The organism is Demequina zhanjiangensis (assembly GCF_030418315.1).
GTDB classification, from domain to species: Bacteria; Actinomycetota; Actinomycetes; order Actinomycetales; family Demequinaceae; genus Demequina; species Demequina zhanjiangensis.
This window is the reverse complement of sequence record NZ_JAUHPV010000006.1, coordinates 55,118-67,746: the sequence shown is the minus strand read 5'-3', so window position 1 is coordinate 67,746 and position 12,629 is coordinate 55,118. Positions and strand designations below refer to the sequence as shown.

The 12,629-nt window shown below is 68.3% G+C and carries 12 protein-coding genes; 4 read left to right on the top strand and 8 right to left on the bottom strand.

Annotated elements, in window-relative coordinates; genetic code table 11:
- Positions 1-11 precede the first annotated feature (11 nt).
- The 3 genes from QQX04_RS10495 to QQX04_RS10485 all read right to left on the bottom strand — a co-directional run bounded on the left by QQX04_RS10495 (position 12) and on the right by QQX04_RS10485 (position 2,648).
- On the bottom strand, positions 12-1,559 hold the full coding sequence (locus QQX04_RS10495) for an NAD(P)/FAD-dependent oxidoreductase (protein ID WP_301128950.1): 1,548 nt from the start codon (positions 1,557-1,559) through the stop codon (positions 12-14).
- A gap of 166 nt (positions 1,560-1,725) precedes the next feature.
- The gene (locus tag QQX04_RS10490; protein WP_301128949.1) at positions 1,726-2,121 is read right to left on the bottom strand and encodes a phage holin family protein; all 396 of its coding nucleotides are present in this window, start codon (positions 2,119-2,121) and stop codon (positions 1,726-1,728) included.
- A gap of 110 nt (positions 2,122-2,231) precedes the next feature.
- Positions 2,232-2,648 (bottom strand): carboxymuconolactone decarboxylase family protein, encoded by a 417-nt coding sequence (locus QQX04_RS10485; RefSeq protein ID WP_301128948.1) that lies wholly within the window; start codon positions 2,646-2,648, stop codon positions 2,232-2,234.
- 163 nt (positions 2,649-2,811) lie between these two features.
- Here QQX04_RS10485 and valS point away from each other — a divergent pair, with 163 nt between their 5' ends.
- Complete coding sequence (gene valS, locus QQX04_RS10480) at positions 2,812-5,559, top strand: valine--tRNA ligase (RefSeq protein ID WP_301128946.1); 2,748 nt, start codon at positions 2,812-2,814, stop codon at positions 5,557-5,559.
- A 97-nt stretch (positions 5,560-5,656) separates the two neighbouring features.
- Here the strand turns inward: valS and QQX04_RS10475 are convergent, their stop codons facing one another.
- Positions 5,657-6,241, bottom strand: coding sequence for an endonuclease domain-containing protein (locus tag QQX04_RS10475; protein ID WP_301128944.1), 585 nt, complete (start codon positions 6,239-6,241; stop codon positions 5,657-5,659).
- Between the two features lie 226 nt (positions 6,242-6,467).
- On the opposite strand from QQX04_RS10475, the gene QQX04_RS10470 reads away from it, so the two are divergent.
- Entirely contained in the window at positions 6,468-6,608 is a 141-nt protein-coding gene (locus QQX04_RS10470) for a hypothetical protein (RefSeq protein WP_301128942.1), read from the top strand.
- A 226-nt stretch (positions 6,609-6,834) separates the two neighbouring features.
- Here QQX04_RS10470 and clpX read toward each other — a convergent pair whose 3' ends face one another.
- The 3 genes from clpX to QQX04_RS10455 form a co-directional block, all read right to left on the bottom strand.
- Entirely contained in the window at positions 6,835-8,097 is a 1,263-nt protein-coding gene (gene clpX / locus QQX04_RS10465; protein WP_301128940.1) for an ATP-dependent Clp protease ATP-binding subunit ClpX, read from the bottom strand.
- Positions 8,098-8,256: 159 nt separating this feature from the next.
- A complete protein-coding gene (locus tag QQX04_RS10460; RefSeq protein ID WP_436968479.1) occupies positions 8,257-8,976 on the bottom strand; it encodes an ATP-dependent Clp protease proteolytic subunit in 720 nt (239 codons plus the stop codon).
- Positions 8,973-9,587, bottom strand: a complete 615-nt coding sequence (locus QQX04_RS10455; protein ID WP_301128938.1) for an ATP-dependent Clp protease proteolytic subunit — start codon at positions 9,585-9,587, stop codon at positions 8,973-8,975. Before QQX04_RS10455 ends, QQX04_RS10460 begins: the two co-directional genes overlap by 4 nt.
- 299 nt (positions 9,588-9,886) lie before the next feature.
- Between QQX04_RS10455 and QQX04_RS10450 the strand changes: the two genes are divergently transcribed.
- Together QQX04_RS10450 and QQX04_RS10445 are read left to right on the top strand one after the other, a co-directional pair.
- Complete coding sequence (locus QQX04_RS10450) at positions 9,887-10,501, top strand: DUF4190 domain-containing protein (RefSeq protein WP_301128936.1); 615 nt, start codon at positions 9,887-9,889, stop codon at positions 10,499-10,501.
- A gap of 189 nt (positions 10,502-10,690) precedes the next feature.
- On the top strand, positions 10,691-11,032 hold the full coding sequence (locus tag QQX04_RS10445) for a hypothetical protein (RefSeq protein ID WP_301128935.1): 342 nt from the start codon (positions 10,691-10,693) through the stop codon (positions 11,030-11,032).
- 120 nt (positions 11,033-11,152) lie between these two features.
- Here the strand turns inward: QQX04_RS10445 and tig are convergent, their stop codons facing one another.
- Positions 11,153-12,523, bottom strand: a complete 1,371-nt coding sequence (gene tig / locus QQX04_RS10440) for a trigger factor (protein WP_301128933.1) — start codon at positions 12,521-12,523, stop codon at positions 11,153-11,155.
- Positions 12,524-12,629: the final 106 nt, after the last annotated feature.

Below are 12,629 nucleotides of genomic sequence, written 5' to 3'. Positions count from 1 at the left end.
TCGAGTCCTCCTTACTCCGGGATCCAGGTCCAGCCCGGCTTCACCTTGGCCTTGTAGATGAACAGGGTGTGCAGCATGCGCTTGACCCAGTGGCCCGCGAGGCCGATCTCGCCGAACGTCTCCTTGAGGTTGCGGCCGGTCTCGGGGTACTTCTCCCAGTCGGGGACGACGGGGCTCATGGTCATCGCTGCCGCCGTGCCGGTCTTGAGGCCGGTGCCCGCAGAGGCGACGCATGCGGCCGCCATCTCGGACATCGACGCGGAGTGCGTGGGCTCGGTCGCGCCCTTGGTGATCATGTCCGCGATCGTGAACGCCACGACCTTGCCCATGGTGCCCGAGGGCATGCCGGTGCGGGGCGGGCTCGGGGCCACGGCGACGCCGTCGGGCGTGGCACGCGGCTGCGAGATCTGGTGCGGCGGGGCGAACGCGATGCCCACGGCGAACATGTTCGAGTACGTGGGGTTCTGATAGGTGCGCGGCCAGTCCTTGGCCGTCCACTCCTCGTACTTCTTGGGCGTGTAGTCGGCGTCGACCTTCATGAAGCCCGACGGCGCGAAGATGGTGCCGGTGATGTCGGCGCCCGTCGCGTCGTACGCCTTCCAGTCGTTGCCCTTGAACGGGGGCAGCAGCATCGCGAAGTCGTACTGCATCTCGTTGTGGGACCCGTCGAGCTGGTCGTAGTGGATGACCCCGGGCTCGATCTTGGTGACCGCCGCCCCGGTGACGGCCTTCACGCCGCGCTCGCGGTAGAGCGACTCGGTCCACAGCTGGCTGGTGGTGCGGAAGCCGTTCTGCTCGAACTGCATGCCGCCCACGCCGAAGTCGCCCAGCTCGTTCTCGTTGGTCAGGTAGGTGAGCTCGACGTTGTCGCGCACGCCCGCCTCGCGGAGCTGGTGCTCCACGTTGAACGTGTACTCGAACGCGGCGCCCTCGCATGTGCAGGTGCCGTGCCCGACGCCGATGACGACCTTCTTCTTCTCGCCCTTCTTGGCGGCGGCGATCAGCTGGTCGAGCTCGCTGTGCGCCTGGGTGGCGTGGCTCGGCGTGCAGACGGAGACCGTGTAGCCGGCGTCGGGCCCGAGGCCCTCGGTCGCACCGAAGTTGAGCTTGGGTCCGGTGGCGTTGACGACGTAGTCGTAGCGGATGCGCTCCACCTCGCCTGCGCGGCCGGGGCCGGTGTGCTCGACGTCCACGGCGGGCGTCGCGAGTCCCAGTTCACCGGTGACGCTCGCCTTGGCGCCCGACGCGTCGGCCACGGTGCCGTAGGCGGTGGCACCGTCGGACCCGTCCTCGACGTGCGCGTCGCCTTCGGGCCACAGGGCGACGCCCTTGGCCTGCACGAAGGTGATGCCCTTCTTGTCGTAGATGGGCGCCAGGGGGAACACCACGTCGTCGGTGGTCATCTTGCCGATGCCGACCCAGATGTTGGACGGGATCCAGTTGTAGTTCGAGTTCGGGGAGACCACCATCACCTCGTGCTCACGCGGGAGGCGCTTGCGGAGATAGAGGGCGGCGGTGTGGCCGGAGACACCGGCACCGAGGACGACCACGCGGGCCATGAGGATCACCTTCTTCTGCTGTCGGGCCGCGCCATTGCGGCTCCGAAGAAAATATACCCCCTGGGGCATAGGTCCTAGGACCTACGTCCCGATCTGGTGACACTGGGAGACGCGCCACCGAGGGGCGCGTCGGTCACCGGGGCATGCCCGACGCAGAACTGGGCTGCTACTTGTCCTTGCGGTTCTCGACCGCCTCCTTGAGAAGGAACATGGGAAGGACCCACGTGGCGATCGCCGTGACCAGCCAGACGATCACGATCGCCGCAAGCCACGTGCTGATGCCGCCAGAGATGTCGAAATCGCCGACGAACATGCTGGTGAGAAGAAGCGCCACCCACGTGGACACCAGGCCCACGCCACCCGTCAACGCCGACGCATACTTGTGCGTCATCTTGAAGATGAACGGACTCAGGATCAGCTGGAACACGGCGAAGAACACCGTCGCCAGCAGAAGCGCCGCCGGAGGCAGCGTGAAGTCGGACCCCAGCACGAGCGACGCGACGAACAGGCCGAGCGCAGCGGAACCGAGGTAGATGACCGCATTCAGGATGAATCTCACCATGAGTCAGACGCTACGCCGGATGCACCGCGAGCGCGCGGCGAACGGGACGCCGGTTTCCTGCGTCGTCGCTGGCAGGAGCCCCGCCGAGGACAAGTGGTGCGGCCTCGCGGCTACTCCGAGCCGCGGGTCACCCTGTTCCAGGCATTCGTCACCGCGACCACCTCGATGATCGCGCCGACCGCCTTCGCGGAGAAGTGACGCCGCAGCTCCGCGCGCGCCTCCACCTCGAGACCACGCGGATAGTCCGTGAGGATCTCCGCGAAGCGCAGCACCGCCGCCTGCGCCGGCGTCACCAGATCCTCGCGCATCAGCTTCACCGGGCGAGCGAGCGCCGCGATCAGATCCGGGCGCGCCCCCAGCGAGGCGAGCTCCTCCGAATGCATCCGCACCGAGTAGGCGTCGCCATTGATGTGGCTGCAACGCAACCTGATCATCGCCTTGAGGCCCGGCTTGAGCCCGTCGCCCGCGTCGCCGTCGAACTCCTCCATCACGCGCAGGAACTCTGAACGCAGCCTCGCTTCGGTCACGCCGGAACACTAGCAACCCGCATCTGAGAAAAGCCAGGAGGAACCTCACGCACCGGACATTCCGCCCCCAGCCGCACCCACGTCGGCCCGAACCACGCGACAGACCGGCACCCGGCGTCGGGCGTGTTCGCCTGCTCCCCCACCGTTCTGGAAGAATGCCCCCATGACGTCGCGCATCCCTGACAAGGCCACCGTCGACGGGCTCGAGGACCGCTGGAACGCCGCCTGGGAGACCCTCGGCACGTACCGCTTCGACTCCTCGAAGACCCGCGAGCAGATCTACTCGATCGACACCCCTCCCCCGACCGTCTCGGGGTCGCTGCACGTGGGCCACGTCTTCAGCTACACGCACACCGACACCGTCGCCCGCTTCCAGCGCATGCGCGGCATGGAGGTGTTCTACCCGATGGGCTGGGACGACAACGGCCTCCCCACCGAACGTCGCGTCCAGAACTACTACGGCGTGCGCTGCGACCCGTCGCTTCCGTACCAGGAGGGCTTCGAGCCCCCGCACGTGGGCGGCGAGGGCAAGTCCATCAAGGCCGCCGACCAGGTGCCGATCTCGCGCAAGAACTTCGTCGAGCTCTGCGAGCGCCTCACCGAGGAGGACGAGAAGCAGTTCGAGGCGCTGTGGCGTCACCTCGGCCTGTCCGTCGACTGGTCGCGCACCTACCAGACCATCTCCCCCTCCTCCATCGCCGTCGCGCAGCAGGCGTTCCTGCGCTCGCTCGCACGCGGAGAGGCCTACCAGTCGGAGGCGCCGACGCTGTGGGACGTGACGTTCCGCACCGCCGTCGCGCAGGCCGAGCTCGAGGACCGCGAGCGCCCCGGCGCGTACCACCGTCTCGCCTTCGAGCCCGCGGCCGACCTCGAGGAGGCCACCGGCTCCTACGAGTCCGTCTACATCGAGACGACGCGCCCCGAGCTCCTGCCCGCGTGCGTCGCCCTCGTGGCCCACCCCGACGACGAGCGCTACCAGCCGCTGTTCGGCAAGCACGTCCGCACGCCGCTGTTCGGCGTCGAGGTGCCCGTCGTGCCCCACCGCCTCGCCCAGCCCGACAAGGGCTCCGGAATCGCGATGATCTGCACCTTCGGCGACGTGACCGACGTCGTGTGGTGGCGCGAGCTCCAGCTCCCCACCCGCGCATGCATCGGCTGGGACGGCCGCTTCCTCGCGGAGCCGCCCGCCGCGATCGACTCCCCCGAGGGCAAGGCCGCGTACGCCGAGCTCGCCGGCAAGACCGTCTTCTCCGCCCAGGCCCGCGTCGTCGAGATGCTCGCCGAGGCCGGGATCATGGAGGGCGAGCCCAAGCCGATCACGCACCCCGTGAAGTTCTTCGAGAAGGGCGACAAGCCGCTCGAGATCGTCACCTCCCGCCAGTGGTACATCGCCAACGGCGGCAAGGACGAGAAGCTCCGTGGCGAGCTGATCGCGCGCGGCGAGGAGCTGAACTTCGTGCCCTCGCACATGGGCAAGCGCTACGAGAACTGGGTCAACGGCCTCACCGGCGACTGGCTGATCTCGCGCCAGCGCTTCTTCGGCGTGCCGATCCCCGTCTGGTACCCGCTCGACGCCGAGGGCAACCCCGTGTGGGACCAGCCGATCGTCCCCGCCGAGGACACCCTGCCCGTCGACCCGACGTCCGAGGCCGCGCCCGGATACGACGAGTCGCAGCGCGGCGTGCCCGGCGGCTTCATGGGCGAGAAGGACGTCATGGACACGTGGGCCACGTCGTCCCTCACGCCGCAGATCGTCGGCGGATGGCGCGACGACCCCGAGCTGTTCGCCAAGGTCTTCCCCATGGACCTGCGCCCCCAGGGCCAGGACATCATCCGCACCTGGCTGTTCTCCACCGTCGTCCGCGCCCACCTCGAGAGCGACGTGCTCCCGTGGAAGCACGCGGCGATCTCCGGATGGATCCTGGACCCCGACCGCAAGAAGATGTCCAAGTCCAAGGGCAACGTCGTGACCCCCATGGGCCTGCTCGAGCAGCACGGCTCCGACGCGGTGCGCTACTGGGCGGCCTCGGCCCGCCTGGGCACCGACGCGGCGTTCGACGAGGGCCAGATGAAGATCGGTCGTCGCCTCGCGATGAAGATCCTCAACGCCTCCAAGTTCGTGCTCGGCGCGACCGGCATCGCGACGGCCGCGAACTCCTCGCTCGAGGAGGGCGTCGCGGTATCCAACGACGTGATGGCGCTGCCCGTCACCCAGCCGCTCGACAAGGCGATGCTGGCCGCGCTGGCCGACGTCGTGGACCAGGCGACCGCCGCCTACGAGAAGTACGACCACACCAAGGCCCTCGAGGTCGCAGAGACCCTGTTCTGGACGTTCTGCGACGACTACCTCGAGCTCGTGAAGATGCGCGCGTACGACGGTGCCGCTCCGGGCGAGGCGATCGACGCGTCGGCGGGATGCTCGCCCGAGGCGGGGTCGGCGCGTGCGGCGCTCACGCTCTCGCTTGAGACGTTCCTGCGCCTGTTCGCTCCGGTGCTGCCGTTCGCGACCGAGGAGGTGTGGTCGTGGTTCCGCGAGGGCTCGGTGCACCACGCCTCGTGGCCGGTGTCCGCTCCCCTCAGCTCGGCTGCGGGCGAGGGCGCTGACGCGGGCGTCCTGCCGGCCGCCGGTGCCGCGCTGTCGGCGCTGCGCAAGGTGAAGTCTGAGGCGAAGGTGGCGCAGCGTACGGAGATCGTGTCCGTCGACGTGCTGGTCCCCGAGGCTCAGGTCGAGCTGGTGCGCGCGGCGAAGGCCGACCTGATGTCTGCGGGCAAGGTCCGCGAGATGCAGATCGTCGACTCGGTCGCTGCGCTCGAGCCGGGCGTGGACGGCGTGGGCCCGGAGGATGGCGCTCCTGATGAGATCGCGGACACCACGGTGGTCCGCACGGAGAACGCGGTCCTCGCGGACTAACAGCCCACCGGGTACCTGGTTGTCGGCAACCGGGTACGTGGTTGTCGGCGACATGACGAAGGCGGGTCCCTCTCACGAGGACCCGCCTTCGTCATCGCTAGGCCAGGTCGGCCTCCTCGGAAGCATCACGCGGTGTTGGCTGTCGGTCCTCAAGGACTCGCCTCAACGTGTCCTTGCACCACTCGGGCCGGTCGATGATGTCCCGATACGAGAACCGCAAGGTGAGAACACCGATGCTGGCGAGCGCTTCATCGCGTTGCTGATCCCGCATCCGCGCCCTTGCCGAGCCGTGGAACTGCGCACCATCCAGCTCTACGGCTGTTCGGGTCGCGCGATCGAACATGTCGGTCCGGTAGACGGCTGCGCCGACCCGCACTCGATGCTGCCGGTGCAACTGGGGGAACTCCCGCTCGGTGAAGACCCTCCTGAGGCCGTGCTCTTCCAGGTAGCTCTCGACGCCAGCACCCGCGGCGGCGATTCTCAGCATCAGTTCGCGACGGTTTCGCACGCGCGGGGTTCTCTCAAGGGCGTCCGCCAGGGACTCAGGCGACACGATGCGGCTTCGTACCGCCCGATAGAACGTCTCGGCACGTTCGCCGATCTCGAGGCTTCCGTACCCCGCCACGATCGCGTCGGCCGCATCCAGCACCGTGAAGCCCCGTACTCGGACCGTCTCGGGCATTCTCACGCGCCTCCTGACGTGGACCCATGTAGGTGCACGTGGATGGTCGGGGTGCGGCACCATCACCTCGATCGAGGTCGGTGGGTGTTCAAGGAATCCCCACACATGCAGACCTGCCGCGCCCACGAGCGCCGCGCCAGGACCAGCCCACAGGAGCACAGCGTCGGCCCTGGCCCGGAAGTCCTCCGCGAACCTTGTAGCCACGTAGGCGTCTGGAAGGATCCGTGTGATCACGCCTCGCTGGATCGCGGTCCGCACTCGTCGCGCAGTGGCGATCCCGGTGAGCTCCCTGAACGTGAACGCGCGCGGCTCCGAGCGGATCGCGGCGAGGAGGCTCTGGGTAGGGCTCGGCATCGCTCTCAGGTGAGTCATGAGAACGGTGATACCCGTCCGGGCGAACCCACATGTGTCGTGGCGGCGCCGGCAGTGGAGAACGCGACGCCACGCCGTCCTTGGGACGATGCGCGAACTTCTGGTGCATTTGCCTAGACGACGACAGTGAGCTTCCGGAGTGCGACAACAACCCACCCCGTGAGAGCCAACCATGTACCCGGTGGGCGACCACCATGTACCCGCTTTGAGAGGGGCGAGGGTTAGGCCGCGCCCTCGTGCTCGTCTGCCGGGCGGACCAGGAATGCCGGGGCCACGCGGTCCAGGACGACCTCACGGGTCACGACGACCCGCTCGATGTCGTCGCGTCCGGGGACCTCGAACATCGTCTCCTGGAGGACCTCCTCCATGATCGCGCGCAGTCCACGAGCACCGGTGCCACGCTCGAGCGCCTGCTCGGCGATCGCGTGCACCGCGTCCTCCTCGAACACGAGCTCCACGCCGTCGATCTCGAACATGCGCTGGTACTGCTTCACGAGCGCGTTCTTGGGCTGGGTGAGGATGCTCACCATCGCCTCGACATCGAGCGGCGAGACGGTGGCGACCACCGGCATGCGCCCGATGAACTCGGGGATGAGGCCGAACTTGGTCAGGTCTCCCGGCGTGACGGCCGAGAAGAGGTCGGAGTTGTCCGCCTCCTTCAGCTGCGCGCCGAAGCCGATGCCCTTGCGGCCGACACGCGACGAGATGATCTCCTCAAGGCCCGCGAAGGCGCCTCCGAGGATGAACAGCACGTTGGTGGTGTCGATCTGGATGAACTCCTGGTGCGGGTGCTTGCGCCCGCCCTGCGGCGGCACGGAGGCCACGGAGCCCTCGAGGATCTTGAGCAGCGCCTGCTGCACGCCCTCGCCCGACACGTCGCGGGTGATCGACGGGTTCTCGGCCTTGCGGGCCACCTTGTCGATCTCGTCGATGTAGATGATGCCGCGCTGCGCCTTGTCCACGTCATAGTCGGCGGCCTGCAGCAGCTTGAGGAGGATGTTCTCGACATCCTCACCCACGTAGCCCGCCTCGGTGAGCGCGGTGGCGTCGGCGATGGCGAACGGCACGTTGAGCATGCGCGCGAGGGTCTGCGCGAGGTACGTCTTACCGGTGCCGGTGGGGCCGATGAACAGCACGTTGGACTTGGCGATGTCCACCGAGTCCTCGTCGCCCTTGGGCTTCGTGTCGGCGGCGCGCACACGCTTGTAGTGGTTGTACACGGCGACGGAGAGCGCACGCTTGGCCTGCGTCTGCCCGACGATGTACTGCTCGAGGAAGTCGTAGATCTCGCGCGGGCGCGGGAGCTCGGTGAGCTCCGCTTCGACCTGCTCAGCGAACTCCTCTTCGAGGATCTCGTTGCACAGACCGATGCATTCGTCGCAGATGTAGACGGAGGGGCCCGCGATCAGCTTTCGCACCTGCTTCTGCGTCTTGCCGCAGAAGGTGCACTTGAGCAGGTCGCCGGTGTCCGTGGGGCGGGACATACGGTCTCCTTCCAACCGTGCCATCGTCCTCCAGGCTACCTATCCGGTGTGACAGGCACCCGATCGACGCGCCGCCGTGGGGACGACGCTTCGGCAAGGACGAAAGGGACCCCAGAGTTGTCACCCTGGGGTCCCCCTCTTCTACCGAATTATCGGCAGTCAGGCCTTGGCTGCAAGCGCCTGTGACTTGCGCGACTCCAGCACCTCGTCGACGAGCCCGTACTCCTTGGCCTCCGCGGCCGAGAGGAACGTGTCGCGCTCGATGTCCTCGCGCACCTTCTCGGGGGTCTGACCCGAGTGGAGGGCGAGCGTGTTCTCGAGCCACTCACGCATGCGGAGGATCTCCTCGGCGTAGATCTCGATGTCCGAGGCCTGCGCACGGGAGCCGCCCTCGATGCGCGGCTGGTGGATCATCACGCGAGCGTTGGGCAGCGCGAGGCGCTGTCCGGGCTGTCCGGCTGCGAGCAGCACCGCGGCGGCGGAGGCCGCCTGGCCGAGGCACACCGTCTGGATGTGCGGCTTCACGTACTGCATGGTGTCGTAGATCGCGGTGAGCGCGGTCTGCGAGCCACCGGGCGAGTTGATGTAGATCTTGATGTCGCGGTCGGGGTCCTGGGACTCGAGCACGAGGAGCTGCGCCATGACGTCGTCAGCGGACGCGTCGTCGATCTGGACGCCGAGGAACACGATGCGGTCCTCGAACAGCTTCGCGTACGGGTCCTGTCGCTTGAAGCCGTAGGCCGTGCGCTCCTCGAACTGGGGCAGGATGTAGCGCGAGTCGGGGCCGGCGGGTGCCGCGCCTCCGAAGCCCGCGGCTCCGCCGAGGGTTCCCGCGGTGCGTGCCGCGGCCTGGATGGCCTGGTACTCGGAGCTGCTCACGCCTTGCCTCCCTGCGACTTGTCGCCCGCCTCAGCGGCGTGCTTGATGACCTTGTCCACGAAGCCGTACTCCAGCGCCTCGTCGGCGGTGAACCAGCGGTCGCGGTCCGCGTCCTTGTTGATCTGCTCGAGCGTCTTGCCGGTCTGCTCGGCGGTCAGCGAGGCGAGCGTCTTCTTCATGTGCATGATCAGCTCGGCGTTGATGCGGATGTCCGTGGCCGTGCCGTAGATGCCACCCGAGGGCTGGTGCATCATGACGCGGGCGTGGGGCGTCGCGTATCGCTTGCCGGGCGCGCCGGAGGACAGCAGGAACTGTCCCATGGACGCGGCCATGCCCATGGCGACGGTCGCCACGTCGGGCTTGATGTACTGCATGGTGTCGTAGATCGCCATGCCCGCGGTGATGGAGCCGCCGGGGCTGTTGATGTACAGGTAGATGTCCTTGTCCGGGTCCTCGGCCGCGAGGAGCATCATCTGGGCGCAGATGGCGTTCGCGTTGTCATCGCGAACCTCGTCGCCCAGCCAGATGATCCGCTCTCGCAGCAGGCGGTTGAAGATGGAGTCGTTGAGCGCCATCCCCGTGCCTTCGGAGCGTGCCGTGATCTCGTTCACGCTGGTCCTTCCTTCTCGCGTCTTGCGTCAAACCTAACGGCGCGGAGGGGCACCTCATGCCGAAAATCACGCCGTTTCGCTACGGGGTGAACGCCTCACGGGCCCGACGCAGTGGCCGACGTTGTGGCGCGCTTCCCTGGGAGGACGGCTGTGGCGGGAGGGGTCTGCCGACGGTCGGGGAACCCTGTCGGGGCGTTCCCTGACGACGGGGCCGCGCAGATCGGGCGGGAGGACGATGCAGGCGCGGGGTGGCGTGGGTAGCGTCGAGAGCAGAGGACGTCTCGACAGAGGAGGACATCATGAGCTCGACGCCCGAGGACCCGTTCCAGCAGCGACCGGAGGACGCGCCCGCTCCCCCGCCGCAGCCTGAGCAGCCGGCTCAGGGGCAGCCAGGTGAGCCGACGCCGCCGCAGCAGCCGCAGCAGCCATACGCCGCGCCTGGACAGCCGTATGGTCAGCCCTACGCGCAACAGCAGTACGCCCAGCCGGGCCAGCCGCAGTATGCGCAGCAGCAGTACGCGCAGCAGCCGCCGCAGGGCCAGCCTCAGCAGCCGTACGCCCAGCCTTACCCGGCACAGCCCTATGCGGCGCCCGCCGGCCCCATCGCTGGACGTGAGAAGAACTGGATGGGCACCACCTCGCTGGTGCTGTCCCTCCTGGGCCTGGTGACGGGCATCACGGCGATCGCGGGCATCGTGTTCGGCCATCTGAGCCTGAGCGCCGCGAAGCGCGGCGAGGCCGACAACAGGGGTCAGGGCCTTGCGGGCCTGATCATCGGCTACGCGCTGCTGGTGCTCGGCATCCTGGCGACGATCGCCTTCTTCGTCTTCATCGGCTGGATCGCGAACGAGTGCGGCGGCAGCAACCCGGCGGACTGGTGCACGGCCGAGACCACCTACGGGATGGCGGCATAGGCCGGGGCGCTCTGAGACGGTCCTCGGCGAGCCTGCCCGGTTCGACCGAGAATCGTCCGCGCGCACGACCATCCGGCTGGCGGATGCGTGCCGCAGGGCTGTCCTCCGCGCGGCTGACGCGGTGGCACAGCCCGTCGGCTAGCGTCGGACGGGTGGGACGCAGGGGGCGTCCGGACAAGGAGCACGACGGTGGAAGAGCACCTGCAGTTCGAGCGCAATCAGCGCGGACCGTTCGGAATGGGGCCGTGGCAGGCCGCCAACGCGCCGGAAGAGGAGGGCCATGCGGCCGCCCGCAAGGCGGACCGTACCGGGATGAACCGTGCGGCGCTGTGGATGTCGATCGGCGGGCTCTTCCTGCCCTACGTCTCGGTCCTGGTGCACGTCGCGGCGATCGTCATGGCGGTCGTCGGTCTGCGCGCGGCGAAGGCGGGTCATGCTGACTCGCGCGGCGCAGCGATCGCGGCGCTGGCGATCTCCGCGATCGGGCTCGCGGCGTACGTCCCGCTCACGATGATCCTGCTCAGAGCCTGACGGCGCGCACGGCGGCACGAAGCACGGCACGGGCCGGAGCCCGCGCCACCGCGCACACGACGGCACGAGAAAGGCCCCCGACCTCCATGTGGAGGTCGGGGGCCTTCGTCGTATGAGGAGTTACTTCTCGTCGGCGGTCTCGCCGGCGGCCTCGGCGACCATCGCGGCGGCGGCCTCGGCGTTGATCTCCGAGTCGTCCTTGTTCTCGTCCTCGAGCGAGCCGATCACAGCGGACAGGTCCACGGCGGCACCGGCGGTGTCGACGACGGTGGCGCGGCGCAGCGCGTAGGCGGTGGCCTTGGAGCGCGCGACCTCGGCGACGATCGCGGGGATCTGGCCGGCCTGCTCGATCTGCTGGATGAACTGGCCCGGGTCCATGCCGTACTGACGCGAGGCGTTCAGCAGGTAGTCGAGCAGCTCCTGCTGCTCGACCTGGATGTCCAGGTCGTCCGCGAGGGTGTCGAGGAGGATCTGGGTGCGCAGCGCGGTGTGGGCCTCGGTGGTGACCTCGGCGCGGTGCTCGTCGTCCTCGAGGCGGTTCTCGTTCTCGAGGTGCTGGTGCACCTCGGCCTCGATGACCTTCTGCGGGAGCGGGAACTCGCCGACGGCCTCGGTGAGGGCCTCGAGCAGCTTCTCGCGGGCCTCCATGGCCTGGTTGTTGGTCTTGATGCGCTTGGTCTGCTCGACCAGGTCCGCCTTGAGCTCCTCGATGGTGTCGAACTCGGAGGCGAGCTGAGCGAAGTCGTCGTCGGCCTCGGGGAGCTCGCGCTCCTTGACGGCGGTGACCTTGACGGTGATGGTGGCGGTCTGGCCGGCGAAGTCGCCTGCGGCGAGCGGACCCTCGTAGGTGGTCTCCTCGTCGGCGGACAGGCCGGTGATGGCCTCGTCGAGGCCCTCGAGCATGTTGCCCTCGCCGATCTGGTACGAGGTGCCCTGCACGGAGTCGACGTCGTTGCCGTCGACCACGGCGGCGAGGTCGATGGTGACGAAGTCGCGGTCGGCGGCGGGACGGTCGACGGTCTTGAGCGAGCCGAAGCGCTCGCGCAGGTTGTCGAGACGCTCCTGGACGTCCTCGTCGGAGACCTCGATGGGCTCGACGGTGATGGTCAGGGTGTCCGCGGCGGGGATGTCGACCTCGGGGCGGATCTCCACGGTGGCGGTGAACTCAAGGCCCTCGTCGCCCTCGACGGCGCCGGGGATCTTGGTGACCTCGACCTCGGGCTGGCCGAAGGGGCGGATGCCCTGCTCCTCGACCGCGGCGGAGTACCAGCCGGGCAGGCCGTCGTTGACGGCGTGCTCGATGATGGCGCCCTTGCCGACGCGCTGCTCGAGGATGCGCGGCGGGACCTTGCCCTTGCGGAAGCCGGGGATGGTCACCTGCTCGCCCACGTGCTTGTAGGCGTGGTCGAGCGAGGGCTTGAGGTCCTCCTCGGTCAGGGTGACCGTCAGCTTGACGGTCGTGTCGTCGATCTTCTCGAGGGCGCTGGTCACAGAAAAACTCCTGATTGGGTGGGATTTGGCCCGGGTGCCGGGTAGGCCCGCGCGCGGGCAACCACAACATCCTATAAGGGATGGGCGCTCGACCCCAATCGGAGGG

Excerpts from the sequence above, each read along its gene's own strand:
- clpX (WP_301128940.1), bottom strand. The coding sequence starts at position 8,097 with ATGTCCCGCCCCACGGACACCGGCGACCTGCTCAAGTGCACCTTCTGC.
- QQX04_RS10450 (WP_301128936.1), top strand. The coding sequence starts at position 9,887 with ATGAGCTCGACGCCCGAGGACCCGTTCCAGCAGCGACCGGAGGACGCG.
- QQX04_RS10475 (WP_301128944.1), bottom strand. The coding sequence starts at position 6,241 with ATGCCCGAGACGGTCCGAGTACGGGGCTTCACGGTGCTGGATGCGGCC.
- valS (WP_301128946.1), top strand. The coding sequence starts at position 2,812 with ATGACGTCGCGCATCCCTGACAAGGCCACCGTCGACGGGCTCGAGGAC.
- QQX04_RS10490 (WP_301128949.1), bottom strand. The coding sequence starts at position 2,121 with ATGGTGAGATTCATCCTGAATGCGGTCATCTACCTCGGTTCCGCTGCG.
- QQX04_RS10495 (WP_301128950.1), bottom strand. The coding sequence starts at position 1,559 with ATGGCCCGCGTGGTCGTCCTCGGTGCCGGTGTCTCCGGCCACACCGCC.